Raw genomic sequence first — 26999 nt, forward strand, 5'->3', positions numbered from 1 at the left:
AGTGGAGATATGAGAAAGAGGGGTTAAAAACCGTCGAAGTTACTACAAAATCGAACCAGAACCATCTAGATTTACTTAGTGTTATTCGGAGAACTCTCAGAGAATCTATATTTCACTCCTAATAGACCCTGAACCTCTGGAGTAAGTAATCCATCTGTATTTGGAAAAGGCTGGTGCAACGGCAATCTAACCAGACCTTCAAAGCTTAAATTCTTAGTAGAGATGGAAAAACCGGGATTCACATAATACTCATAGCCCTGCTGCCAACCTCTAAATGCAGGAGGAATATCTACAGCTAAGAAAGCCTTGTCGTTGAAACGTTTGATTCCGGAAAATTGCAGAAAGAAATCCATCTTATTGAGCGCACTCGAATTAGAAATCAGTGAATAAGAGATCCCGATGGAAGATTTTGCGGATTCTGGGATCGCCAAACCCACGTTATTCCCTGCCATTCGCCAGCCCACATCCATTTGAATCCCGGCACGTCCCAATAAATAACCGAAGAGTATATTCCCCGCTTGGTTATCCAATCCTTTCGAGAGATTTTGGTTCCCTCCTGGAAGGGCAGTTGTTGTGCTCCTAACGTCCGTCAAAGGGTCGAAGGCTCTTTTCTCCGAAGTAGTTCCTACATACGCTTCCGCTTTGGAATCCTTAGTCTGGCTCATCGCGAGACCCATGACGAATATCTCTTCTCTTCCAAAGGCCGGATACAAGGAGAAGAATTCTCTTCTTTGTAGATTGATTCTTGGTAGGGAAGGTGCCTTTGTAGTGAACCCAGGAATTGATTCTAGAACCGGAGATTCATTCGGAAAATATTCTTGGAAGACTTTTATCTCGTAGGGATGTTTGAATGCAGCCGCAGAAAAGAAACGGACAGGTTTTTCTTCTTCCTTCTTCTTGTCAGCGTCGTTAGGAGGTTCTTCTACATGGAACGAAGACTTTTTAGAAGAGAATACTCCGAAGGAATCCCAAAAAGGGGAATTACTCTCCGCGTATAAAACGGATAGACTAAGAAGAAAAGGACCTATAATCGGGAGATAAGCATGACTTGTTTTTTTGGGCTCGGGTCTGAGCTTGCGAGAATGGAAATCGAGATCATCTGCCATCTTTGGATTCGTTTCCACCCTTTATTTATTGATATATGACGAAATTATCTGCTTTGCCAATGAAAAATCCGTCCTATTCTCCGAAAAATGTCCTTTTGAAAATTCTTTTGGAAGCGAGCTAAGATGAACACTCGAATCAAAAATTTCGGACCCTGCAAGGTGGTCAGCCCGGCCGGTTACGAATATTATACTCCTGACGAATCTAAGGTTATTTTTAAGACCGTTTTCGAGACCGATGAGAGTTGGCAGGCATATAAGAGTGCTGGTGTGGAGTTTTTCGAGCAAGCAGGACCCAGAAAGGAAATTTATTTCGACCCGAAGGATGTGACTGCGGGGATCGTGACTTGCGGTGGTCTTTGTCCGGGCATCAACGACGTAATTCGCGGAATCGTAATGGAGTTGAATTACAGATACGGAGTGAAGAGGGTCCTAGGCTTTCCGTACGGATACCAGGGTTTGGTTAAGAAGTATGATCATAAACCAGTGGAGCTCACTCCGGAGAATGTAGCTCATATAGGAAGGGACGGAGGAACCATTCTCGCTTCTTCTCGAGGAAACCAAGAAGCTACCGATATGGTGGATCGTCTTTCGCTCTATGGAGTTAAGATCCTCTTTTGCATAGGCGGGGATGGTACTCTAAGAGGTGCCAAGGAAATCGTAAAAGAGATAGAGAAAAGGGGAGAGCAGATCTCCGTTATTGGAGTTCCAAAGACGATAGATAACGATATCAACTATGTTCAAAAAACATTCGGTTTTTCTACTGCGTTTTCCAAGGCAATGGAAGCAGTGGAATGCGCCCATGTTGAGTCCAAGGGCGCTCCGAACGGAATCGGTGTAGTCAAACTCATGGGCCGTCATTCCGGCTTCATCGCAGTAAATGCCGCTCTTGCCTCTCAGAATGTAAACTACTGCTTAATTCCAGAAGTAGATTTCGATCTGCAAGGAAAGGGTGCCTTCTTAGAAATCTTAAAGAAGAGAATCCTCACTCGTAAACACGCAGTCATCATAGTGGCCGAAGGTGCCGGTCAAAAATTCTTCGGTAAGAATGAAGAGAGAGATGCTTCCGGAAATTTGAAACTGGGAGATATAGGCGTCTATCTCAAGAATTCCATCCAAGATTATTTTAAATCGGAGAAGATCGAGGTCAATGTTAAGTACATAGATCCAAGCTATATCATTCGTTCCATTCCTGCAAATCCAGAGGATTCTATTTTTTGCGGTTTCTTAGCGCAGAATGCAGTGCACGCCGGCATGGCTGGCAAGACGGATATAGTGATCGGTATGTGGAATAATGTGTTTACTCATCTTCCAATAGATATTGCAATCCAGGAAAGAAAGGTATTGCAACCCACTAAGAGCACTCTGTGGAGAACTTTGCTTGCGTCTACGGGACAGCCGGCCCACATGAGCGCTGAGGATTAAAAGAAGTTTAGAATATTCTAATTTAATCGTACTAAAACGAGAGTATAGTCGTCGTGAGGATCCGCTTCTCCACGAAAAGCGTCCGTGGTGTCTAGGATCAGGTCCTTCAGATTTTCGACCGGCATATCTCCGTTTCTTTCTACAAGCTTAGCCAGATTCTCTAAAGAATACATCTCTCCACCTTCGTTGGTTGTCTCGCTCACTCCGTCCGTATAGAGTACGAGTAGGTCTCCTGGTTGATATTCTACTTCGTGCTCTTCGATCTCGGATTCTTTGATCCCAAGAGGCATTCCTTTTCCGGAGAGAAGAACAACCTTCTTCTCCTTCGTTTTATACAATAATTGCTCGTTGTGACCTGCGCTCGAATAACGTATTCTTTTCTTGAGCATATTGATTCGGGTAAGCATCACTGTCACGAACATGAAGTAGCCCGACTTCTCTTGGATGATGCGATTCGCACCCATAAGACTGATGCTTGTGGAAGAATTTCTTGCGACTTCCCCCGCGATGATCGTCTTGGAGAATTCCATGAATAGAGCTGCAGAGATCCCTTTGCCCGAAACGTCTGCGATCAGAATACTTACTTCGTCAGGATTGTGATAGATAAGATCGTAAAAGTCTCCTCCTATCTCCTTGGAAGCAGTGTAGGAAGTCTCTATTTCTAAGAGATGCATCTTTTTCGGGATGTTAGGCAGAGAGTTGATTTGGATCTGAGAAGCGATCTGCATATCTCTCCGGATCGAAGTCAACTTCTCCTTTTGGTTCTTTGCGAGTAGGCTATTGTAAGCCTCCGCGATCTGGTTGGAGATAGTGCTTAAGATAGATAAGTCCTGGTGAGAGAAACTATCTCCGCTCTTCTTATCCGCAGCATTCAAGATCCCAATAATTGTTCCGTCTTGTCGGATCGGAACGGAGACGAAGGATTTCGTTTTATAGCGATTCGGGTTTAAAAGATTGGGGCTGATATCGCTTGATCCTTGTACAAGCAACGCCTTCCCATTAGAAAGGATCTCGTTCAGGATCCCTCTGGATTCGTCCACAAGATGAGACTCTTCTTCCAAATTGAAACCGATGGACTTGGAAAGTTCGAATGACTTGGTCCTCGGATTTTGAAAGATCAGAGAGACTCTTTCGGCTCCCAATACGTCCGAAATAGAATGAACAGTAAGATTTAAGAATTCGTTTAACTCGCTGATATTCGAAATAGCCTGGCTGATTTGGAATAAGCAATCTAACTCTCTTGCTCTATCCTTCAAATCTCGGATCAATCTTCGATTTCTAATGGAGATTGCCGCGAGATCCGAAAGATATTCTAATATTTTAATATCTTTACTCGTAAACTCGGGTCTTTCCTTAGAGTTGACCGCTTCGAGAACTCCCTGTATCTCTCCTTGGGTCTTCATCGGGACGCAGATTAGGTTTCGAGTAGTAAAACCGACGGTGTCGTCTATATCTCTATAGATTCTAGGATCGTTTGCAGCATCGTTTACGATTACTGGCTCAAGAGTTTCTAGAACCATACCCGCAATCCCTTTGCCTCTAGGGACCTTGAGCTCGGTTAAAGATTCGCCCTTGTCTCCTTTGGCGACTTGGAATACCAAGCAATCTTCTTCTCTATCGTATAAAAGAAGGGAACAGCCTTCGGTATTTAAAACGTCTTTGGTTGTCTCTATTATGATCCCGAGAAGTTCTTCTAGGTCGTCCGTGGAATTGATACGAGCCGTTATGTCGGAAATCAGTGCAAGGGAGAGCTGTTTGAAACTCATTTTGGGGTCGCGGTTCTTCTATTTTTGTATGATTTTAAAATCGGAGGGTTTATTCCAATCTAATTCTCAACCTTGTCAAGGAGATTCGAAAGTTCTCTAGGATCTCTTCGATTTTCTACTTACTCGATCAAAGAACCAATCCCTTGGTCGGTGAAGATCTCGATCAAAATGGAATGAGGAACCCTTCCGTCTATAATATGAGTTCTTCGAACTCCTTGGTCGATTGCAGAGAGGCAACATTCCACCTTCGGGATCATTCCTCCAGTAATATCACCTTTTTTGATATAATCCTTTACTAAAGCTCGGTTCAGGCCTGTAACAAGTTTTCCTCCGATGAGAATGCCACTTGTATCGGTGAGAAGAATAAGCTTCTCCGCTTTCAATGCGCCTGCGAGTTCTCCCGCAAATGTGTCCGCGTTGATGTTCAGGGATTCTCCTTTCTCCGATTCTGCTACTGGAGAGATCACTGGAATAAATCCCTTTTCTTGCAGGGAGAGAATGACTGTAGGATCTATCTTGTCTATCTTGCCCACGAGACCTACATCGATCAATTCTCCTGACTTACCTTCCACATCCACTTCTATCTTGGTCTTGGAAGCGACTGCCAGATTTCCATCCTTTCCGGAAAGTCCCACTGCCTTTCCACCTTGCGTATTGATCATGGAGACGATCTGCTTATTCACTTTTCCAGTGAGCACCATCTCTACCACATCCATTGTCTCGGCGTTTGTAACCCTATGTCCATGCACGAACTCGGTCGGGATCTTTAAAGTATCTAATAGGCTGTTGATTTCGGGACCACCACCATGCACGATGATTGGATGAATCCCAACATATTTTAGAAGGACGATATCCTTTGCGAAAGATTCCTTTAAGTCGGCCTTTGCCATCGCAGCACCGCCGTACTTGATCACTACCGTTTTGCCCGAGTATTTTGTGATATAGGGAAGGGCTTCCAGAATATGGTTGACCCTTTCGAAGGAATGTTCCATACCAAACAGAGAATTCACAAGCCTCTGGTCTGTCGATTCAGAAATCCTTTGCTTTCTTTCTTCGCGAATCTCTGAAACAATAACGTAATGAATCTGACGGAAAATCCGCAAAAACCTGGGACCATATTGATCACTGGGGGAAGTGGAGGTTTAGGAAGGGCCTTAGTTTCCCTTCTTGGAGATTTGAATTACAAAATCTTGAATTGGGATCTGGTCCCTCCGATTCATACTCATCCGAACGAAACCTTTTATCGAGTCGATCTTACCTCTCTCTCCGACTTGGACAAAGCATGCGGGATATTAAAAGCGGATTTTCTTTCAGGACCTTCTCCTAAGGAATTTCCTCTAAACGGTTTCGTGCATTGCGCAGGCTACGGCGGCCCATATCATAAGATTACTGAAGTTTCTATGGAAGAATGGGAAAGGATCTTTGCGATCAATCTGCGTTCTGCATTTCAGATCACCAAGTCGTTACTTCCGGTCTTTGCAGAAAGAAAATACGGCCGTTTGGTCTATATCGCATCTTCTCTTTCCGTGCAAGGGAGTGCGTTATCCGTCGCTTACTCTTCTTCTAAGCATGGGTTAGTCGGTTTTACTAAATCGATCGGAGCCGAATGGGGAGAGAAGGGAGTTACTGCGAATGCAATCAGCCCTGGTTATATGGAAACCACAATGGGGATCCAAGAAGACCAGATAAACGATCATCGCAAAAAGATAATAGATATGACTCCAGTAGGAAAGATCGCGGACCCAAGCGAGATCGCTCGGGTGGTGGCGTTTTTACTTTCTTCGGAATCGGGTTATATCAACGGAGCGAACTGGACAGTGGACGGAGGGATTACTTCGATCTAGTCTTCTTCTTGGCTGGTTTAGAGGCGGGAAGTTTTATCTCTTTGTTCAAGTTGAAAAACTTCTCTCTTGTCTCTAACGCTTGTGACTTTGCCTTTTCGTCTATCCATAACTCGCAATTTGAAGCGGAAGAATCGAATTGGATCCTTCTCTTCAGGATCTGTCCTCTTCTGGACAATAGGATCTCTGCTTTCCTCTTAGGTTGGTAGTTATTTAGGATTTCCTTATATGTTCCGGAAAGTACTCTGCGATTGTCGATAGAGATCCATTCGTCTCCCACATTGATATCTACGTCTCGTATGGATTTGCCTAAGAGGATCTTGCTTATGATTAATCTTCCTCTCTCTTCTTTTACTCTAAAGCCAGGTTCTGCCTTTGGTTTAGATGGAGTTCTTTCAATTCCTGCAAGATGTAGATATTTTTCGATCGGGATCCGTTTAGGTTCGCTTATATAAGGATCGAATTCCAATTTTAGATCCAATCCTGTCGCCTTCTTTGCAGTTTGGAAGAATTCCGATTTAGTAAATCCTCTCTTCTTCTCTTGGTGGTACTGTTTGTTCAAAGCCTGCATTACATCCAGAAGTGATTTCTTTCCCTTAGTCTCGGAAAGAATGAACAGATGCATTCCTAAAGAAAGAACAGCTCCCTTCGTATAATAGGAGATTCCTGTGTTCGAGAAATTCGGATCGAATGGACGATTATAATATTTTGTCCATGCAGTAAAGCTAGAGTCTTCTAGGCTCATCCAGGACTCGCCAGATGATTCTTCTAGCTCCAATATATCCTTCCAGATCTTGTTCAGATACTGCTGCGGGGAATAAAGCTCGCAAAGTAGAAGGAAATACGCATCGAAGAAACTCGTGATCCCTTCTGCGATCCATAATTCTTTCGTAAGATTCGGTTTTTGGTAATCGAAAGGCCCCAGAGCGATTGGGCGGATCCGTTTCACATTCCAATGATGAAAATACTCATGGGAGAGAAGTTCCATTAGGATTCTATAATTTTCTGGGGAACTAAAACCGTTTGGATCGTATTGATTGATGCTGCAATTTAAGTGCTCCAAGCCGCCATATAAATTCTCAGACATATCCAATATGAAAAGATAATATGAATTTTCCGTTCCTCCCATATTAGGGATCTGAGTCTCCATGATAAGGGTCAGATCCTTTGCGATCTTCTTCTTATCAGGGGCGGATATATCGCCCAGAATGACTAGATCAAAATCACAGCCTTGGACAGAGAAACTGAGTTCTTTCTCATTCGAGAGTAGGATAGGGGAGTCAAAGAATTCGTCTAAATTATTCGCTTTGTATACATTCTTGGAGCCTTCTTTCTTTTTAAGACCGGTATGACAATAGCGGAAGGGAGAAAGTGTCTTCCAAGAAATCTCCACTTCTAAATCGAGTTTGTCTTTCGGATAGAGAAACGTAGCCGGGGGATGGACTAAAATGAATTCACTTGTGAAGTAGTTGGTGCGGACAGTATGTTCATAACCGTACACTAAATAAGAGATCTTGAATGTTTCTCCCTTAGAATTGATCTTCCATGTGTCTAGATCGATTTGTTCGAGAGTCCAGCCCGATTTAGGACTTATGAAGTCAAGTTTATGAATGGATTTGGAATAATCTCGGATCTTGTAAGACCCAGGAGACCAGTTTGGAATACAGAGAAGAGTTTCTTGTTTGTCCGGATGGACTTCCATTTCCACCCGAAGTAAATGTTGATGAGGCTTGTATGTGTCTAGAAAATACTTTAGGATCACGCCTTAGGCACCGGCCTCTTTCAGGATTGCCTCCAAAGTTTCGGCGACCGTCTTAGTCGGATCTACTTTTCTCCATACCTTGCGGATTGTTCCGTCCGGTCCGACTAAAAAGCTGTCCCTGGAGAGTCCTTTGAAAACTCTACCTTGCCATTCTTGGTCTCCGTACACTCCTAAAGGTCCGCTTAACGTCTGCTTCGGATCCGATAAGAGAGGAAAGCTCAAATTGAATTTGCCGATGAACTGCTTGTGACTTTCGAGAGAATCCGAACTGATACCAAAGACTCTCGCGCCTGCTTTTTTAAAATCTTCCAGATTGTCTCTATACGAACAAGCTTGCTTAGTACAGCCAGGAGTATCGTCTTTCGGATAGAAATATAATAATGTCCAGGAGCCCGCAGAATCTTTCGGAAGATTCACCGTGTTTCCTTCCGAGCTTTCCAGACTAACCTCTGGTAGTTTCTTTCCTTCCCATGCGTCGGACATAAACTCCTCCCGATTTCTCTTCCGGATAGTTTCATCCTAAATCGTTTTCGGGAAAAGGAAAAAATCCTTTAAAAACATTGAATTCTGTCGCTTTTTCTCATCCAATAACTGCAGACGAATAACGCATGGCGCAAATACAAAAAACTCTTTCAGCTCGATACATTTTCCTTTTCGCATTTTCATTTCTGCTCTTTCTACCGGGGCTTCTTTTCTCAGAAGAGAACGACTCGGTCTCTAAATGGAAGGACTTAGATCTAAAAAGATTGGATTGGCATTCCGTCCAAGGATTTAAGAAGGAATACTCCCAAGGCTTTGACGTGAGCGGCTCATCCGTTCGGAAGATAGAAGGTTTTCCGATCGTTTTGAACCAACTTTACAAGACTCCTGTTTCGGATGAGCTACAAGAGTTCACTGTTCAGACCACATTCCTATTGGATGATGAGGCAAAGAAAGAGATCTTTGTGAGCCCGATCCGATTGTTCTTAAGTTTTATCGGAGAGAACTGGGAAATCTATTTGAACGGTCATCTTCTCCGAAAAGAGATCCATCTGACTCCAGAAGGAAAGATCCAAGAGAGAAGATCGTATAGAGATCTGGAGGTCACAGTCGACTCCAGTGTGTTGAAAGAAGGAGAGAATACTCTTGTCTTTCACTTACTCGGAGATGCTCCTGCAATTCTTCTTTCCGAAGATAATTTTCTCACTCCTACGAATGTGGATCTAGGTTTTTATGTAAATGGTGATTATACTTTAGGCCAGGATTATGATTTTTCCAGACAGATCGGAGTGCTTACCAATCTTAGTTTGAATACGATCTATATCTTTTTTGGATTGTATCATCTTCTTATTTTTACCAAGAGAAGGGCGGATAAGTACAATCTATTCTTCGGAGTCTTTTCCATTTCTATGGCGATCTATTCTTTGAGCAGATCTTCCATAATTTTCGATTTTATCCAAGATACTACCTTGATTACGAGAATGGAATATGGATCCGTTGCTCTCCTTGCACCGTTATTTTTGCTATTTCTGCATGATTATTTCTACGGATCTACTCTGCCTAAATGGCCTATTCTTTTGATCGCTAGCTTTAGCTTTGTGATCTTCTTCTTCTCTTTGCTTGCTCCATTTCGGTATCTGATTACGAGCCTGAGAGCTTGGCAGATCTCAATCATTCCTTCCTTGATTTACATGCTTTATTTTATGGGGAAAGCGGTATATCTGAAGAAGAAGGATGCTTCCGTGATGGCGATTAGCCTGTTCATCATCGTATTTATTGCGGGTTACGATCTGTTGGATTCCATGTTCTTTCAACTTGGATTCAGATTTATGCAATTTGCATATCTTCTTTTTGTAATATCATTAACTACGATCCTTGCTAATCGCTTTATCGATCTCTATAGACAGTCCGAAGAATTGAATATCGAATTGAGTCATCAAAAGCTGGAACTAGCCAGGCAGAAGAATGCATTCTTCCGATTCGTTCCTATGCAATTCTTAAGTGTGCTTGGAAAAGATTCCGCGGTGGATGTGAATCTGGGAGACTCTGCTCTAAGAGAGATGAGTGTTCTATTTACAGATATTCGTTCCTTCACAACTATCTCGGAGAAGATGACTCCAGAAGAGAATTTCCGTTTTATTAATGGATACTTGGCTCGAATGGAACCTTTGATTCAGAAGTACGAAGGCTTCGTGGATAAGTTTATGGGGGATGCCATTCTCGCTTTATTCTCCGCCGAGAAATCGGCGGTCTCGGATAATTCTTGGGATGGTAAGTCTGCTGCAGACCGGGCTGTTCTAGCTGCGATCGAGATGAGAAAGAGAGTACGAGAATTAACCGAAGAAGTCAAAGAAGGTCATATTAAAGGAGTCCGCATCGGGATAGGGATCAATACCGGGAACTTGATGCTTGGGACTGTAGGATCTTCTCACAGATTGGACACCACTGTGATTGGAGATACGGTCAATGTGGCTTCTCGTTTGGAAAGTCTCACGAATTTATATAAGGCGGATATTTTAGTGACCCAAAACACTTTATCCAGTCTTACCATCCAAGACGAACTCGCAGTACGAGAAGTAGACTCAGTAGTTGTAAAAGGAAAAAGCCAGCCGATTGTAATCTACGAGATCTATGAATCAGATGATCCTCATATTCGTAAACTTAAGGATGCAACTCTTCCTCTGATATCTAGAGGGATCATTCTCTATAAGGTAGGAAATTTTAAAGAAGCTCTGCTCAATTTCGAGCAGGCTCTAAAAGTTTATCCGGAAGATATAGTACCGATCCTTTATAGAAAACGTTGCCAAGAATATATCGAATCTCCTCCAGTAGGGAATTGGATCGGGGTCCAACATCTTTTAGAGAAATAGGGAGCCGTTTTTCGCTTTCCATCCGGCCTGGAAATCTTAAAACTAACCTCTATGATTTCTTATCCGGTTTATAAACTGATTCATATACTTGGAATCTTATTCTTATTCTCCGCCTTTGGTGGTTTGGCCCTTCATGTAATAGGCGGAGGAACTAGAGAGAACGCTCCTAGAAAATTGATCGCCCTGACTCATGGGATCGGAATGTCTCTGATCTTACTCGGTGGTTTTGGAATGCTCGCTCGTATCGGAATTCTAACTGCCTTTCCTGGCTGGGTGATCGCTAAGATCGTACTTTGGTTGGCATTCGGCGGAGCCCTAACTCTATATTACAAAAAGCCGAACTTTGCAAAGATCCTTTTGTTCGGACTTCCTGTGCTGGGAGTATTCTCCGCTTATCTGGCATTGTACAAACCGTTCTGATCGGGACCCATTCCGATTTCTATTTTAAGAAAATAATATATATATATTGCGAGGGGATGAACATGGCAAAGGCGATCGCTTCTAAAACAAAAAATGGTTCTACTTCTTCAAAGAAGGATACGAGTCTGAAACCGATCAAAGATTTTCTGGGCTCTCGCGATTTGCCTGCTCCCGTCGATCGTCTTGAAGATGTGAGAAGAAGGGCAAGAAGGTTCAGAGAAAAATTTCTCTCCGGACCTCAGGTTATATATTACAAATCCTTTGATTTAGTACGGGTGCCTTATCCTACAAAGTATGCGCTCTTAAACGCGTTTTCACTTCCTACTCCCTTTTTGCATATTATCAATAGATTGTTCGTCATCCAATACAAGACATCAGAAGGGGTCAAGACTCTGCTTTTCTCTCCCTCGGATGTAGATGCAAACTCGGAGACTCCTTTCTTTAAGAGACTTTCTCAGAGTTTTGGACCTTTTCAGGATCTTGGTCGCAGGATCATGGCTCCTACTTTAAATACTGTCGAAGAATGTTTGAAGAAGGTAGGAATTTCTCCCGAGCAAGTGGATTATATTTCTTACGATCATTTGCATACTCAGGATCTTCGAAAATGGTTGGGAGCCAATGGGCAGCCGGGCTATTTCCCGAATGCGAAGCTACTCGTAATGAGAGAAGAATGGAATTCGATCCAAGGACTTCTTCCTCCTCAATCTGATTGGTATTGTCCGAACGGTTCCGGAGGAATTTCCATGGATCGGATCGTTCTTTTGGATTCGGATACCGAGTTAGGAGGAGGGTTAGCTCTCATTCGTACTCCCGGGCACACGTACGGAAATCACAGCCTAGTCGCAAATACTCCAGAAGGGATTTTTGTAAGCAGTGAAAATGGAGTGAGCGCAGACAGTTATAATCCTTTGAATTCCAGGATCCCCGGAGTTCGCAAATATGCAAAGAATAGCGGGATGGAAGTTATATTAAACGGAAACACTCTCGAGCTCGGTTTGGATCAATACATTTCCATGGTATTGGAGAAAGAGATCGCAGGAGTTTCTAAACGAAATCCGGAATTCTTCAACGTTATGCCTTCATCTGAAATGAGCGGATTCTGGCTATTCCCAGGAACGAGTCCCACATTTTCTTTCGGACAATTGGAGTTTGGAACTCCAGTGCTAAAATAGAATTTCTAAATTAGAGTATTCTTATGAACATTTTCATTACCGGTGCGAGCGGAGGTCTGGGAAGAAGCCTGGCTGAGAAGGCTTATGCGGAAGGACATCGTCTTTTTCTCACGGATATAAATGAGAAGGCGCTCAAGAACCTTCTTTCTGAATGGAAATGGGAAAAGGATCGGGTTCTATTCTCCAAGCTGGATGTTAGCTCTGTTTCGGATTGGAAGAAGTGTATGGACCTTCTCTATAAAAAATGGGCGAGACTCGACATTCTAATGAATGTGGCAGGCTATCTTCTTCCCGGATATATCTATAATGTTTCGCCAAAGGACATAGACAGACATATTGATATCAATGCCAAAGGATTGATGTACGGAACAAGAGAGGCTTCTGTTCGAATGATTGCACAGGGAGACGGACATATTATAAATATTGCATCTTTGGCTGGAGTTGCTCCAATCCCAGGGATCTCATTGTATTCTACTTCTAAATTTGCAGTTAGAGGATTTTCCTTAGCAATCGCTCAAGAATTAAGAGAAAAGAATATATTCGTAAGCGTGGTATGTCCTGACGCGATCCAAACTCCCATGTTGGATTTGCAAAAAGATTACGAAGAAGCTTCTATGACATTCTCCGGAAATCGCTACTTAAAAACGGAAGACGTAGTCAACGTGATCTTCAAGAAGGTAATTCCTAAAAAACCTTTGGAAGTTTTGATCCCTGGTTCTCGCGGTTTCCTTGCAAAGATAGGGAACTTCTTTCCAGGGGCAAATGCGTTACTCGGTCCTTCACTCAGAAGTAAAGGAAGAAAGAAGCAGGCCAAATACGGTCACTGAAAGTGGATCTGGCATATTATTTCAATTTAGCGGGAGTCACAGTCTTCGCAGTATCCGGAGCACTTGCCGCTGCCGAAAAGAAAACCCATCATAACGACGCATTCAGTGTATTCTTTACAGGATTCATTACTGCTATCGGAGGCGGGACTCTACGAGATATTACTCTGGGAAATTATCCGGTTTCTTGGGTATCTGATTCTAATGTGCTTTGGGCAATCTTTATAGGCTTCGTGATCACGATAGTATTTCCTAGATATCTATTAAAGATGAAGACAGGTATTTTTCTATTCGATACGATCGGAATAGGAATCTACACAGTGATCGGAACGAGGATCTCGTTATTAGCAGGAGTGAATCCATTTGCGGCTGCAATCTTAGGAATGATCTCGGCGGTATTCGGAGGAGTGATCCGGGATACTCTGATCAACGAAGTTCCTATGATCTTTAGAAAGGAGATTTACGCGACTGCTTGTCTAGTCGGTGCGATCTTGTATATTTTCTTAGAAAGACTGCAAGTAAATGCCGAGATCAATACGGCAGTTTCGGCATTTGCAGTCATACTCGTTCGGATCATCGCAGTAAGATTTAATCTGTCGCTGCCTAAATTCCGTTTGCCCGAATAGAGCTTCGTCTTAGGATCCAATTCCGGATTCATTGGAGAGAATAGGTGCGCAAAGAAAGTTCTAAAAAAAAGTTCCTTTGGCTATTACCACTCGCAGTTATCGCTGCTTTCGTAGTTAAACCCAAGGATAACGGAGCAGTATATTCAGATTACTTTCAAAAACTGAATCAAGAATTAAGATCTTCTGGTCCGGGCAAGCCGATCGTGCTATTAGATCTGGATCGATTGGATGCAAATCTCAAAGTATTAAAGGAAAAGATCCAGCCTCCTTTGCAATATAGAGTTGTGGTGAAATCACTTCCTTCTTTGGATCTACTCAGATATATCGTAAGAGAAACAGGTTCTCGTAGGCTTATGGTCTTTCACTCAGGAGATTTGGTTATGCTTCTGAATGATCCTGAATTCCAAAAGTTTGATATACTCTTAGGAAAGCCGATGCCGGTTGCAGCTCTTTCTGAGATCTACTCCAGAACGAAAAAAGAAAACTTTCAAAAAGTACAATGGCTTTTAGACACTTCTACCAGAATAGAACAGTATTTGGAGTTTGCTAAGAAGAAGGATCTAAAATTAAAACTCAATCTGGAAATAGATATAGGTCTTCATAGGGGAGGATTCCCCAATCCGGAAGCTTCTCTGCAAGCTTTGGATCTGATCCAAGAGAATTCGGATCGTCTTTCTTTTTCCGGATATATGGGCTATGAGCCTCATGTGGCCTCCGTGCCTACGATTTTTAGAGATAAAATTGCAGCCATGGAGGAAGCGTTGGGTGAGTCTCTGCAAAGATATTCTTCTCATATAGAATTAGGAAAACGTAAATATCCAAAGCTCTTTACTTCCGATCTGACCTTTAACGGAGGAGGAAGCAAGACCTACAAGTTCTATCAAAAACATTTAGGAGTGGTCAATGATCTCTCTTTAGGTTCCGCCTTAGTAAAGCCTACAGACTTTGATGTCGAGAGTTTGGAGGAACATACTCCTGCTGTCTTCATAGCGACTCCTGTTTTAAAAAAACTAGAAGGTACTCAAATCCCATTCTTGGAATCTATATCCTTCTTGTTTCCTCTTTGGGACCCGAACCAAGAAGTGACTTATTTTATCTACGGTGGAGCTTATTCCGCTAAGAAGGAATCGCCTAAGGGATTACAGGATAATTCCTTATTCGGTTCCAGTACGAACCAAAGTATTCTGAACGGATCTAAGGCTACAAAGCTAGAACCGGATGATTACGTATTCTTCCGGCCTACTCAAAGTGAAAAGGTCATGGCGGAGATGGGAGAAATCCATCTATTGCGGGGAAATAAACTCTCCGGTATATGGAAATGCTTTATTAATTAAAATGAAAATAAGAACAATTGCAGGCTATGCTTCCGCGGAGATGGGTATTACTGCGGTAGAGACCATGGCGCAGATCTATCTTTTGGAATTTTACGTTTCCGTAATAGGTCTGAAGCCTTCCTTGTTCGGATTGGCGATGCTGATCGCAATTCTATGGGATGCAATCAGCGATCCCATCATGGGTTTTATTTCGGATCGTACTGGTTTCAGCACCGGCCGACGGAGAGCTTATATTCTTTTAGGAGGATTGCTTCTAGGAATAGGGACTTATTTTTTATTCACTCCTCCATTTTTAGAATCTCAAATCGCAAAGTTTATCTATCTTCTCTCCTTGTATTTCCTGGTGAATACATTTATGACCATCATCGCAGTGCCTCATATTGCTCTAGGTGGCGAACTCACGTTTCAAAGTGAAGAAAGAAATCAGATCTTTGGATGGAGATTATTCTTCGCCAATTTGGGTTTATTGACTGGTTTACTCTTGCCTGCTCTTTGGGTAGGAGCGGGGGCTAATCTTTTCAACTCAAGGAGTGCCTCTGCACTGATCGTGGGAGAGCTTCTGATCTTTGTATCTGTCCTTTCTTATTTTTCCACAAGGGGAAAGGACAAGCCTTTGGAAAAATGGAAGAAGGATCCGGATCATATAGTTTCCGGAAGCTTCTCCGCATTTTTTCAGTCCACTCGTTCCATCTTAAAGAACAGATTCTTTAGGCCTCTTCTATTGGCATTCATAGTGGCAACCTTTGCTAGAACATTGAATTCTTCGATCGGACTATTGTACTATAAGCAAAGATTATTATTAGAAGATTCTAAAGTAGTTGTACGTATCCTTCTTCCATTTGTATTCTTTCTGATTGTTTCTATTCCTCTTTGGGTCTATTTGGCCAAGAGATTCGGCAAGAAATGGCCTGCTTTCTGGGGAAGTTTTTTGCTCGGAGTCATGACCGTTGTCTTATATCCAAATCTTCCTCCCGGATCCTACGAGGCTCCATTGATCGCAGCGTTCTTTGGGGGATTCTTTGCCGGTTCTATTCTTCTCTTTGATTCCTTGGTTGCAGATATAGTGGACTATGATGAGTTGATCTCAGGAGAAAAGAGAGAAGGGGCCTATTTCGGATTTTGGAAAATGGCTACTAAAGTAGTAAGAGCGATCGGATTCGCCTGCTTAGGTTTTCTCTTAGAAGAGATTGGCTACAAGGAAGGTTCTGCAGTGCAAGATCCTTCTTTGGGTCAAAATTTGACCATCTTGTTCGGGCCAGTGGTGGGGGGATTCTTTATTGCAGGATCTTTAATATTCTCTAGGTTACAGCTTACGCCTGAAACTCATAAAAGGATCCAGGATCTCTTGGTACGCAAGCGTATTATCCGAAAGAACGCAAAGGCCGGCGTTTCCGCCGGCTAAAATCTCAATACTTATACTTTCTCTTGATCTCTTTCAGAGCGTCTTGGATATGCTTCTGCCTAACTTGAGGACGAAGGTTCTTTCTGATCGGAAGATAACTTTCCGTCGTAGCCAGACTCTTATGGCCCAGAAAATCCCTGATATCTTCTAAACTCTTGCCTTCGGCCAATTGGTGAATTGCACGGCTATGACGAAGAGTAAATAACGTTACTTGGGTCTTGATCCCTGCAGTCTTAGCCAAATCACCTACCAATCTTTCCACGTTACGAGAAGTTAAATGAGTTCCCTCATACTTTCCTGGAAATAAGAAAGCGGACTTTTCAGTTCCCACTTCCTTCTCAAACTTCTTCAAAACTTTCTGAAGTTCGGAATCCATGAAAACGATCCTATTTTGCGTAGGAATAGGAGAATCCACCTTGATCGTCTTTTTAGTTAGATCGAATTGACCCCATTTCAAACGAATGATCTCTCCAACTCGCAATCCGCCAAAATAGGCGAGCGCGCAAAGGAGATGAGACCGATTCGATTCGGAAGCGGAATCCAAAAGAATAGAGATCTCTTTTTGGCTTAAAACCTTAGGAGTCTTGTATTCTCTGGCAGGTCTTCTGAAGTCTTGGAATACATTCATATCCAAAACTTCTTCGAAGAACATTTTCAAAGAGCTGATATTGATCTGAATAGTAGAAGAAGAAACCTTCTTCTTACGCAAATGCTCGATGTACTTCTCAATATCCTTGGTGACTACTTTCTCCGCGGGCTTGTCCGCGAATAAAAGGAAGTCGAGATTGTATCTAAGATACGTGTATTCGGTAGCTTTCTTATAATTTCTCTGCCGAATAACTTTGATAAGTTTCTCGAAGGAAGCTTTATTCTTCCTCGGGACCTCCGTTTCTATCATGTCGGACCTCTAGTTCTATCTTTATCATTTTTATCTTTTTTTCCCCTGGCGGCGAGAGGATGATCAAAGAGCAGATTTACACTCTTCGAATCTCTCGGGATCTGGAATCATTCCATATCCGGTAATACGAAGGTTCTGATCTAATTAGAAAGTCGTAAAGATATTTCTGATTTTACTATAAGTCTTAAAACTTGTAAGTTCAACAAAAGGGCAGATCGCCCTTTTTATATTAGGCCCAACCGGATCTGCGTAGTATTTCTTCGCAAACTTCTTCTACGCTGCGGTCATCTAGGGCAATTTGAATGTCCGAATGCGCTCTGTACTGAGGTAGTCTGGATTCCAAAATTGTTTTATAAGATAGAACTGAACTTAAAGGAGGTCGAGTCGGATCGTTCTGGATCTTTTCGACTAAGTATTCGGATTTTCTAGATAAGGAGATAACAAAAGCATTATCCTTTAGGATACGAACCTTTCTCTCGCTTACTACTTCTTTACCGGATTCATCCTGATCGAATAGAATGCCTCCACCACAATCCAAGATGAGACTTTGAGAAGAAGCAACATGTTGTAGGATCTCATACTCCAAGTCCCGGAAAGGTTTCCAATTTCCAGAATGGGATTTTACAAAATCAGGAATCGATAAGCCGCCAGTCAGATAGACTGCGATCATATCCGTAGATAAGACCGGCTTTCCTGTGAGTTTGGATAATTTACGAGAAATCTTGGATTTTCCGACCCCTCTGGGACCGACAAGAGCGATATTTTTCAAACTGAGATTAACTCTTCTATATGCTTAGCCATTTCGGGCAGAAGAGTATAATACATCTGTAAGTCTCCCTCCGTCACGCCCGCAATTTGTAAGGCTTTAGGAGAAAGTGGAATTCGTAAACCTCCGATGTCAATTCCCATTCCACCAACTAACACGATACAATTCGCGATATGGACAACGGCAACTAATTCAGGGAAGTGGACTGCCTTTTCAGGCTCAGTATAGAAGCTTGCGACTTCGATCAATTCTTGAGGGAAATTCCATTTAGTCAGTAGTTTGGCGCCAGCTTCTTGGTGTGTATAACCGAAGAATTTGGCCTCTAACTCCGTATATGGACCCTCATAGTTTTGCAATTCTGTTCTAAATTGCATGAGTACAGTGGGGAAGAATTCGGAAAGAATCACCTTGCCAATATTATGAAGAAGTCCTGCAGTGAAGACAACATCCTTGTCTATCTTAAGCTTCTTCTGGACTGCTATTCTCATAGCGAGCTCGGCAACAATTAAGGAATGCAGCCAGTTGGATTCTCCGTCTACCTGATATCCTTTCAGTTCTTTTTTGAGGATCCCTTTTGTTTCGTTTAGAAGAATGATCTCTCTTACTGTCTTAATTCCGAGAGTCATGAGAGATTCTTGCACAGTCTTAACTGGTTTGGTAGGACGGAAGTATGCCGAGTTGGAAAGCTTGATCACTGCCGCAGTAAGGCCAGGATCCTTAGAAATCTCCTTAGCAAGATCCGCGATGACGACATCCGGTTTGCCTACCATTTCCATGACTTTGGTGACCACGGAAGAGATCTTAGGGAGCTGGGCTTCGTTTTCAAAAAGTTGGTCTATCTTTTCTTTCATTTCCGCCTACCTGACCTTATAGAGGTATTTTTCGAATCCGCCTTTCTTCAAGAGGATCCTACCGTCGTCCAAGTAGAGACTGATCGTCCTACCTTCATGCCCGCCCACTTCTTCTACGAGTAACGTTATTTTCTCTTTATCTAAAAATTCTTTTGCTACGCTTACGTTCAAATCACCAATATTTTGCAAGAAGCTGGAGTTCATTCCCTTGAACATCGACGCTCCACCGAATAAACGAGCGTAATATTCTCCCTTAGTGCAACCCAACTCTTCCATTTTTTTAACGAGTTGGGGAAGTGCGGTATCCGCATATTTAAAAGGGTTCTTAGAGGAATCTTTTCCGGAAGAATCCTTGGAAAGCATGATATGCGCCATGGCTCCGATCTTTTTTTCAGGAGCATAGAATACGACTCCTATGCAAGATCCTAAGGTTGTGCGGATCACGGAGGGAGATTGCCCGATTTGAATATCCGCGATCCCGACGTTTATAATTTTTGCGTCCTTACTGAGCATGTTTCAAATTCATTTCCCGTATCGGATGAAGAATAGACCGAACAAGTATTTCCCGGTCCCGAGGCTTACATCAAATCTTTTTCCTGGAAAAGTTCAGATGTTTGATCCGAATTATGTGACGATCTGGATCGTAAAAAATCCAAGAGGAAATCCCTTAGATTTATCAAAAATAGAGTTTCAAGTCTCGGAGGGGAAGGGAAACTGTATGGAAACAGAAAGGAAATCGATTTCCAGTGCAAGCAACCGTCTCATCCGAACCGATCCGAACTCTAAAGCTCAACGGTTCCTCCGTCATAATTCTAGGAACGGCTCATATTAGCCAGAAAAGCATAGATGCAGTATCCAAGATCATCCAAGAAGAAAAACCAGATACAGTCTGCGTAGAACTCTGTCAGTCCAGAATGAGATCCGTATTGGATCCGGATCATTGGAAGAAATTAGACATTTTCAAGGTCTTCAAGGAAAGAAAGATGTGGCTTCTTCTTTCCAGTCTCATCCTTTCTTCCTTCCAGAAGAAGTTGGGCAATGGAAATATCCGTCCCGGAGACGAGATGCGCAAGGCGATCGAAGAGGGCGGCAAAATAGGAGCAAAGATCGCTCCTGTCGACAGAGAGATCTCGGTCACTCTCAAGAGAGCCTGGTGGAATGTGGGCTTTTGGAGCCGCATGCTTTTATTCTCCACTCTTCTTACTTCCCTGATCTATAAGGAAGAAGTTGCGCCTGAGAAGATCGAGGAAATGAAATCCGACGATGTGCTCAAGGATCTATTCTCTCAGTTGCCTAGCCGCTATCATTCCGTAAAAAATGTGATCATAGACGAAAGAGACGCCTATCTTGCGCAAAGGATCAGAGAACAGGCGACCGACGGCAAAAAGATCTTTGCTGTCGTAGGAGCAGGTCACTTAGAAGGGATCATGAAGAATATCACCGAAGATCGGGATATCTCTCCATTGGACATCCTACCAAAGAAAAGCATTTGGGACGTGATCCGACCCATTCTATTCCCCGCATTGATACTGAGTGCTTTTGGCTTTGTCTATTGGCATGGCGGAAAAGAAGAAGGACAAGAATTTCTAGTCAGATGGGTTCTAGTCAAGGGAAGTCTCGCGGCAATTGGTGCAATGATTGCCCTCGCTCATCCGATCTCTATTCTACTCGCATTCATCGCGGCGCCTATCGGGAATTTCAACCCGATCATCAAGCCAGGTTGGCTTGCGGCACTTTCCGAGTCTTGGCTTCGCAAACCCTTGGTGGAAGATTTTGAAAAGATCGGAGAAGATACCGAAAGTTTTCGTGGATATTGGAAGAATAATGTGATACGAATTTTCCTCGTATTTACTTTGCCTCAGATCGGAAGCAGTATCGGGACCTTCATTGTATCCAAGCAGATCATTGATAAGATCCCTCAGATCTTTGGCAGCTTCTTCTCCTGATCGGAGATCGGAAAAACTATGCGGAAAGAAAAACAATCTCGGGTCACAAGCTTATTGTTTTTAGGATTCGGTTTTCTTTCCTTCCTTCTATCTAACCAAGAACTGTATTCTAAAGAAAATCAGGAGAGATTTCCCCTGGAGAAGGAGATGCACGGGATCTCCTTACTCCCTTATATTTCCGTTTATATAGACGAAACAGGCAAGAAACCCTTCTTCGAGATCGTTAAGGCGTTTGATCGAGGTGAATCTAAAAAGCTAGGTCACAATAGTCTAGGCTATTCGCAAGCGGCGATCTGGGTAAAGATCGAAACGGAGAACGAAACGGACAGAAGTATCGATTGGATCCTTGAGATCGATTATGCTTTGTTAGACTATGTAGAAATGTATTCCGGAAGAAGATCGGAAAACGCGGTCAATCGTTCCGGAGATATGAGAGAATTCGGATTTCGTCCGATTGAACATAGGAATTTCGCGTATCCATTCACGGATCGACCTGGATCCGTTAGAGAGATCTATTTTAGGATCGCAAGCTCAAGCTCCATTCTACTTCCTTTTCTGGTATTTACAAAAGGAGAATTCACCGAGCATGCGTTCTTAGAGCAGCTGTTTTTAGGATTATACTACGGGTCCATGTTGATCATGGTAGTATATAATCTTTTTCTACTATTTTCTACCAGAGATAAAAGCTATCTATATTATGTTTTATATATATTGTCTTATATCTTATTCCAATTCACATTGAACGGTTTGTCTTTTCAATATCTCTGGAGAAACTCCGTTCTTTGGGCGAATTATAGTCTTCCTTTCTCGATCTTTACGGTGCTTTTAGCAGGCAGTGCCTTCGGCAGATCCTTTTTAAACGCTGTGGAATATACTCCAAAGACTTCCCGAGTGTACTATGTTTTATTCGGATTAAGCGGATTCGGAATGTTCTCGACCCTCTTTCTTTGGGAGTACAGGACCGCGATCATGGCGAGCCTAATACTGATGTTTGTGACCTTGGGGTTCTTGATCGCAAACGGGATCCAATGTTTGCTCGCCGGCAGAAGAGAGGCGAAGTATTTTCTTTTAGCTTGGTCATTCTTTCTATTCTTCAGTTTTCTCTTCGGGTTGAAATCCTTCGGCATCCTTCCTAATAATTTTTTCACACTTTGGGGGATCCAAGTCGGTTCCGTGATGGAAGTAAGCTTATTGTCCTTGGGACTTGCAGACAGGATCAAAGGACTCTCGGATGAGCTTACATCTAGAGTGAACGAACTTGGTAGAATAAGAACAGAGGCCGAAGAATCAGAGGCAAAATACAGGAGCTTATTCGAAGCAGAAGAGGATTTTCTTTTCTCCTTAGATCAAAACTGGAATGTGCTCGCTGCCAACCGCTCCGTCTCCAAGCATATCGGGTTCAAGCCCCAAGAAGTAGTCGGAAAGAATTTCATGGAGCTGATCTATAAGGCAGGAGAATTACAGGATGCGTATAAGAAATTATACGTTCTCGAAAAACTAGAAGAGCTTGCCTCAGAAGGAAAACCAGTCCGTTTCCTAGCGGAGTTCCTACAGAAATATTTGAGAGAACCGAAGGAATTGCAGATCCAATTCCAAATCCTGGAATATGAGGGACAAAGAGAGATTCTAGGAAGAGCCTATGAGCCGGATCAGGATTTGATGTCCAGGTTCGTGGATGATGAGAAGACAGTTTATTCTGCGAATAATTATCTGCAGAATGCGGAACTTCTTAGCCAGAGAATGACTACTAATCTATATAGATTCACCGATCCGGGCACGATTACAGCGATCCGAAATTGCTTGAGAGAAATGATCATCAATGCGATCGAGCATGGAAACTTGAACATCAGTTTCGAAGAGAAGACAAGAGCCATGTCGGACGGAAGCTATTTTAGGTTTGTGCAGGAAAGGCAAAAGGATCCTTACTATAAATCCAAGAAAGTTAAGGTGGAATATTCTCTTTCCAGAGATAGACTTGGAGTTCGGATTACGGATGAAGGAAAAGGATTCAATCATGCCAGATTGATGAAAAGCAGCATGGACAAATTGAACTCGGAAGGGATCACCCATGGTAGAGGATTGACCTTGACCCTTTCTACATTCGATCTGGTAAAATTCAATAGTTCCGGAAATCAGGTCACATTAATTAAGTATTTTTAATATTGGGTTCTAAAATGAAAAATAGCATCGCTCTTCTTGTTTCCTTATTCTTATTCGCAAACTGTGCTTCCGGTCAAGGAACTAGACCAAAGGCAAAAGATCCGAATGCGGCAGCGGCAACCATTGCTTCTGAACTTAGATACCAGTTTCTATCTTCTCTCAAGGCTCAGGGAGGAAAATTGCCTGCAAGGCTCGGAATTCTAGACATTATCAACGAAGAAGGAAAGAGTTCCCAATTGGGGAGAATGATCTCGGACCGTTTGAGCAAAGAATTATTCGATCCTAAGACGTTCATTCTTTTAGAAAGAGATAGATTGAATCAGGTGATCGGAGAGCAGACTTTCCAAGAAACCGGATTGGTGCTGAGCGATCAGATCGTATCTGCCGGAAAATTATCCGGAGCGGAATATTTGACGCTAGGCCAGATAGTATTCCAAGATCAGGTTTTCCTTTTAAATATTCGGATCGTTTCTTTGGGAGGAGTGATCTGCGCGACTGCGGACATACTATTCGATTCCGACGACGACACTTACTCTAAATATAAAGAATCCATTAAATAACTTGAAGGATAGACTCGGTCTCTCAAGCTGTCTAGACGGTTTATGAAGTCTCTTCTTCGCTTATTCCTATTTGGATTTTTTCTGATCCTTGTAACCGATTTGTATTCGGAAGTCCATAGACATTCCGAAATGGACAAGACACTTCTTTCTACTTGGAACAAAACCTTTCCGGTGCCTTATACAAAGATCTTGAAAAGGGATCTGGCTGGAAAGGGTGTGCTCTATTATAGAAAAAATTCCAAGAAGTCAGTATATATCTATTCCTTCGTAGTATTTCTTCCTCTTTATTCGGAGGAAGGGGAGAAGGCAGTTCAGAAGGAAGGCGGAAGAGAAGTGAAACTCAAATTGATCTATGATCCGTCCTCCGATGAGGACAAATATACGATTGAATTGGGCGAGTTTGATGAAATATATGATGCGAAAGGAATTATAAGATGGATCCGATGATTGCCGAATCCGAAAAACTGATACGAGAGAAGATGGAAGTAGAAGGACTATCTTCCGAATTTATCTCCGACTTTCTTTCCAAGATAGAAGAAGTCCGCAACGGAGAGACTGGGATCGTAAAATGGGAAGAAGTTGGGGATCTGGATCCTTCTTCTGATGAGATCTCCTTAGAAAAGATAGAATCTTCTTATGTAGGAGATCCTACTTATCTAAATCAATTAGTTGTAATTAAATTGAATGGTGGGCTCGGGACTAGTATGGGTCTTTCTGGCCCGAAATCCTTGATAGAGATCAAGGATGGAATGTCTTTTTTAGAGATCATCTGCAGACAGATCGGTCATATTCGAGAGCAATACAATTTGGAAGTTCCTCTTGTGCTGATGGATAGTTTCAGCACACAAGAGCAAAGTCTGGCCGAATTGAAAAAGATAGGCTTCACTCAAGATTATCCGATGAGCTTTTTGCAGCATAAGGTGCCGAGGCTTGTTGTTCCAAATTTAATTCCTCTCGAAACGCAAAAGGATAAGAATGAAGAATGGTGCCCTCCTGGCCACGGAGATATCTGGTTTACTCTTTTGGAAACTGGGCTCTTGGACCAACTCTTAGAGAAAGGGTATAAGGTAGCATTCGTTTCCAATGGGGATAATTTAGGAGCTACAGTTCACGCTGGTATCTTAGAATATATTCTGAAAGAAGATTTAGAATTCTGTATGGAGATGACTCCAAAAACTCTCGCCGACAAAAAAGGGGGAGCAATCTTCAGAAGGGTAGTAGGCAAAGAAAAGAAGAACTTACAATTGCTGGAAACTGCGCAGGTCCCAACGGAATATATGCATGAGTTCGAAGGCTTAGGAAAGTTTAGAACATTCTCTACTAATAATCTTTGGATCCGATTGGATGTTCTAAAAGAGAAACTGCTTGCTGATAAGTTTCGACTCTCCTTGATCGTGAACCCGAAGAAGGTAGAAGGGAAGGAGGTCCTACAATTAGAAACTGCAATGGGCTCTGCTATCCAAAACTTTTCTAAGGCAAAGGGCATTATTATTCCTAGAGATAGATTTGCTCCAGTAAAGAAATGCGAGGATTATCTAGTGCGTCGTTCAGACGCGTATTCCTTAAATCATGATTTCTCAGTTACCATGTCCCAAGACAGAAAGAAAGAAGGGCTTGCGGAGCTAGTAGTTTCTCTGGACGAATCATATTATAAGAAAGTGGGAGACTTCAATGCAAGGATGCAGGTCATCCCTTCTTTAGTGCGCTGCACCTCTCTAAAAGTAGAGGGAGATATTTTGTTTGATACGAAAGTAATTATGGAAGGAGATATCACTCTAGTAAATCCTGGTCCTGGACAAAGAAAGTTGTCTGAATTGGGCAAGGAAAGGATTGTAAATGAGAGTTTGCGATTCCGCTTTACATAAAACAACAGTCGTTTAAAATCCAGTCCACGGGATTGCGCTTGCAAGTCCGTCCCTATGCCAATTCATGCTTCAAACGAAATGACAGATACCTCTGACTTAAAATTAAGATCCTTCGATATGGGGGATCTCGAGCAGTTTAAGACGGTATTCATAAATGAAAATCGTGGGAAGCCTATCTTCCTCCTTCGCTTTCAGAATATCTCTACGATCTCCTTAGTGGAGTTCATCCAACTGATCCCTCAAAGAATTGCGGATATAGAACCTTCTCATCGAGAACTGTTCCGTTACTATGCCTATGGGGATAAAAAGAATCTGCTGATCGGAGTTGCTCCTTTGGATCATTCCGGGATGGAGAATCTTGCAAATTTCGATGCTGCTATGGGAAGGTTCCATGATCATTCCGTACGCACCGGAACAATGAACTTTGATTTCGGGATCGGTAGAACCCAATGCAATTTTATTTCCTATGTCGAAGAGATTTTTAGGGAGCTGGACTCTTCTTCCTTAAAGAATCTGAAGGACAATCTTGTTCGTTGGAGCTGGACCTACCTCAATCGAGTAAACGATTATTTCGCGAATGAACGCCCGGACGCGGTGATTCAGCCGATCATTCATTATAATCATAGGGACCATACTTTCTCCATGAAAGGGGGAGAGGTTTTCGTGGGCGGTGAGGCCTATGCAGGTTATTCGGATTTGATCCGGGACATTCCTCATGACCAGGATCTAAATCGGATCGAACTTCTCATCATAGAGAAATTGATCATGTCCTGCAACGGTTCTCCTGGACTTTTGAAATTTAATATTTCTCCTCAAACGCTGATCGATACATTTGATACAGATGAGAAGGTAACCCGATTCCACGAACTCTTGCTGAAGCAAAATCTGAACCCTCAGAATATCCGTATGGAGCTGATCGAAAAACCATACGAGGAATCCGAAGCCACTCTAAAGTCGGTGTGCAGAAGGTTCTGGAATTTTGGGATTAGCTTTGCGGCGGACGACTTCGGAGTGAAGAGCCAAAGCCATCAGGTTGTTTTGGATCTGGGAGAAATGATCAAAGAGTTTAAACTCGATCCGATCAGCTTTAAGTTCAAAGCCGACCAGGACCTTACCAAATTCTTGGACAACCTTGCATTCATCGATTATTGCAGAAGATTATCCGATAACAGAGAAGCGATCATCACTGCGGAAGCTTTGGAAGATATCGATTCCCTGAACTTCCTGATCACTCACCAAGTTTATTATTTCCAAGCCAACCTTTTCTGTAGAAAGATCTGGATAGAAGATTATAAGGATCGTTTTAAGGAAATGCAGAAGCTTCCTGAAACTGCGGTTACCAAGATCTTAAGTTCTCCGGAGTTAACGGAAAGATTGAAAGGTGTCGGAAATATTTTCGTTTTAGCAAGAGATCTAGATCTGTTTTAAG

The 26999-nt window shown here is 42.6% G+C and carries 24 protein-coding genes; 15 read left to right on the forward strand and 9 right to left on the reverse strand.

The window, feature by feature from the left end:
• Window positions 1-71: 71 nt before the first annotated feature.
• Window positions 72-1106 (reverse strand): LIC_20087 family outer membrane protein, encoded by a 1035-nt coding sequence (locus tag EHO59_RS10330; RefSeq protein ID WP_135587614.1) that lies wholly within the window; start codon window positions 1104-1106, stop codon window positions 72-74.
• A 123-nt stretch (window positions 1107-1229) separates the two neighbouring features.
• Between EHO59_RS10330 and EHO59_RS10335 the strand changes: the two genes are divergently transcribed.
• Window positions 1230-2528, forward strand: coding sequence for an ATP-dependent 6-phosphofructokinase (locus EHO59_RS10335; RefSeq protein ID WP_135587616.1), 1299 nt, complete (start codon window positions 1230-1232; stop codon window positions 2526-2528).
• 17 nt (window positions 2529-2545) lie between these two features.
• On the opposite strand, the gene EHO59_RS10340 is transcribed toward EHO59_RS10335, so the two are convergent.
• Together EHO59_RS10340 and argB are read right to left on the reverse strand one after the other, a co-directional pair.
• Entirely contained in the window at window positions 2546-4294 is a 1749-nt protein-coding gene (locus EHO59_RS10340) for a GAF domain-containing SpoIIE family protein phosphatase (RefSeq protein WP_135587618.1), read from the reverse strand.
• 119 nt (window positions 4295-4413) lie between these two features.
• Complete coding sequence (gene argB / locus EHO59_RS10345) at window positions 4414-5286, reverse strand: acetylglutamate kinase (RefSeq protein WP_135587921.1); 873 nt, start codon at window positions 5284-5286, stop codon at window positions 4414-4416.
• An 87-nt stretch (window positions 5287-5373) separates the two neighbouring features.
• On the opposite strand from argB, the gene EHO59_RS10350 reads away from it, so the two are divergent.
• Window positions 5374-6138 carry an SDR family NAD(P)-dependent oxidoreductase gene (locus tag EHO59_RS10350; RefSeq protein ID WP_135587620.1) on the forward strand — a complete coding sequence of 255 codons (765 nt, stop codon included), beginning with the start codon at window positions 5374-5376 and terminating at the stop codon, window positions 6136-6138.
• Here EHO59_RS10350 and EHO59_RS10355 read toward each other — a convergent pair.
• Together EHO59_RS10355 and EHO59_RS10360 are read right to left on the reverse strand one after the other, a co-directional pair.
• Window positions 6125-7897 (reverse strand): M61 family metallopeptidase, encoded by a 1773-nt coding sequence (locus tag EHO59_RS10355; RefSeq protein ID WP_135587622.1) that lies wholly within the window; start codon window positions 7895-7897, stop codon window positions 6125-6127. The two genes, EHO59_RS10350 and EHO59_RS10355, sit on opposite strands and share 14 nt — an antisense overlap.
• A gap of 3 nt (window positions 7898-7900) precedes the next feature.
• Window positions 7901-8380, reverse strand: a complete 480-nt coding sequence (locus EHO59_RS10360) for a peroxiredoxin (RefSeq protein WP_135587623.1) — start codon at window positions 8378-8380, stop codon at window positions 7901-7903.
• Window positions 8381-8505: 125 nt separating this feature from the next.
• On the opposite strand from EHO59_RS10360, the gene EHO59_RS10365 reads away from it, so the two are divergent.
• From EHO59_RS10365 to EHO59_RS10395, 7 genes are all read left to right on the forward strand, one after another.
• Complete coding sequence (locus EHO59_RS10365) at window positions 8506-10746, forward strand: adenylate/guanylate cyclase domain-containing protein (protein WP_135587625.1); 2241 nt, start codon at window positions 8506-8508, stop codon at window positions 10744-10746.
• Window positions 10747-10797: 51 nt separating this feature from the next.
• Window positions 10798-11166, forward strand: coding sequence for a hypothetical protein (locus EHO59_RS10370; RefSeq protein WP_135587627.1), 369 nt, complete (start codon window positions 10798-10800; stop codon window positions 11164-11166).
• 62 nt (window positions 11167-11228) lie between these two features.
• On the forward strand, window positions 11229-12338 hold the full coding sequence (locus EHO59_RS10375; RefSeq protein WP_135587629.1) for an MBL fold metallo-hydrolase: 1110 nt from the start codon (window positions 11229-11231) through the stop codon (window positions 12336-12338).
• A gap of 23 nt (window positions 12339-12361) precedes the next feature.
• Window positions 12362-13165 carry an SDR family oxidoreductase gene (locus EHO59_RS10380; protein WP_135587631.1) on the forward strand — a complete coding sequence of 268 codons (804 nt, stop codon included), beginning with the start codon at window positions 12362-12364 and terminating at the stop codon, window positions 13163-13165.
• 2 nt (window positions 13166-13167) lie between these two features.
• Window positions 13168-13788: a trimeric intracellular cation channel family protein gene (locus tag EHO59_RS10385; protein WP_135587633.1), complete on the forward strand. Its 621-nt coding sequence runs from the start codon at window positions 13168-13170 to the stop codon at window positions 13786-13788.
• Window positions 13789-13886: 98 nt separating this feature from the next.
• A complete protein-coding gene (locus EHO59_RS10390; RefSeq protein ID WP_425460229.1) occupies window positions 13887-15122 on the forward strand; it encodes an alanine racemase in 1236 nt (411 codons plus the stop codon).
• A gap of 1 nt (window position 15123) precedes the next feature.
• Window positions 15124-16524, forward strand: a complete 1401-nt coding sequence (locus EHO59_RS10395) for an MFS transporter (RefSeq protein WP_135587637.1) — start codon at window positions 15124-15126, stop codon at window positions 16522-16524.
• 4 nt (window positions 16525-16528) lie between these two features.
• Here EHO59_RS10395 and EHO59_RS10400 read toward each other — a convergent pair whose 3' ends face one another.
• The 4 genes from EHO59_RS10400 to EHO59_RS10415 all read right to left on the reverse strand — a co-directional run bounded on the left by EHO59_RS10400 (window position 16529) and on the right by EHO59_RS10415 (window position 19552).
• On the reverse strand, window positions 16529-17422 hold the full coding sequence (locus EHO59_RS10400) for a tyrosine-type recombinase/integrase (protein WP_135587639.1): 894 nt from the start codon (window positions 17420-17422) through the stop codon (window positions 16529-16531).
• A gap of 229 nt (window positions 17423-17651) precedes the next feature.
• Entirely contained in the window at window positions 17652-18191 is a 540-nt protein-coding gene (locus tag EHO59_RS10405; protein ID WP_135587641.1) for a shikimate kinase, read from the reverse strand.
• A complete protein-coding gene (locus tag EHO59_RS10410; protein WP_135587643.1) occupies window positions 18188-19039 on the reverse strand; it encodes an HDOD domain-containing protein in 852 nt (283 codons plus the stop codon). The genes EHO59_RS10405 and EHO59_RS10410 overlap by 4 nt, the downstream gene beginning before the upstream one ends.
• Window positions 19040-19045: 6 nt before the next feature.
• Complete coding sequence (locus tag EHO59_RS10415) at window positions 19046-19552, reverse strand: chemotaxis protein CheD (protein WP_135587645.1); 507 nt, start codon at window positions 19550-19552, stop codon at window positions 19046-19048.
• Window positions 19553-19785: 233 nt separating this feature from the next.
• Between EHO59_RS10415 and EHO59_RS10420 the strand changes: the two genes are divergently transcribed.
• The 6 genes from EHO59_RS10420 to EHO59_RS10445 all read left to right on the forward strand — a co-directional run bounded on the left by EHO59_RS10420 (window position 19786) and on the right by EHO59_RS10445 (window position 26998).
• On the forward strand, window positions 19786-20985 hold the full coding sequence (locus EHO59_RS10420) for a TraB/GumN family protein (protein WP_135587647.1): 1200 nt from the start codon (window positions 19786-19788) through the stop codon (window positions 20983-20985).
• An 18-nt stretch (window positions 20986-21003) separates the two neighbouring features.
• Entirely contained in the window at window positions 21004-23145 is a 2142-nt protein-coding gene (locus EHO59_RS10425) for a 7TM diverse intracellular signaling domain-containing protein (RefSeq protein ID WP_135587649.1), read from the forward strand.
• 14 nt (window positions 23146-23159) lie between these two features.
• Window positions 23160-23705, forward strand: a complete 546-nt coding sequence (locus EHO59_RS10430) for a CsgG/HfaB family protein (RefSeq protein ID WP_135587651.1) — start codon at window positions 23160-23162, stop codon at window positions 23703-23705.
• A 42-nt stretch (window positions 23706-23747) separates the two neighbouring features.
• Entirely contained in the window at window positions 23748-24152 is a 405-nt protein-coding gene (locus tag EHO59_RS10435; protein ID WP_135587653.1) for a hypothetical protein, read from the forward strand.
• Complete coding sequence (locus EHO59_RS10440; RefSeq protein WP_135587655.1) at window positions 24140-25570, forward strand: UTP--glucose-1-phosphate uridylyltransferase; 1431 nt, start codon at window positions 24140-24142, stop codon at window positions 25568-25570. The genes EHO59_RS10435 and EHO59_RS10440 overlap by 13 nt, the downstream gene beginning before the upstream one ends.
• A 78-nt stretch (window positions 25571-25648) precedes the next feature.
• Window positions 25649-26998, forward strand: a complete 1350-nt coding sequence (locus tag EHO59_RS10445; RefSeq protein ID WP_135587657.1) for an EAL domain-containing protein — start codon at window positions 25649-25651, stop codon at window positions 26996-26998.
• Window position 26999: the final 1 nt, after the last annotated feature.

The sequence above is a fragment of the Leptospira semungkisensis genome (genome assembly GCF_004770055.1).
Lineage (GTDB): Bacteria > Spirochaetota > Leptospiria > Leptospirales > Leptospiraceae > Leptospira_B > Leptospira_B semungkisensis.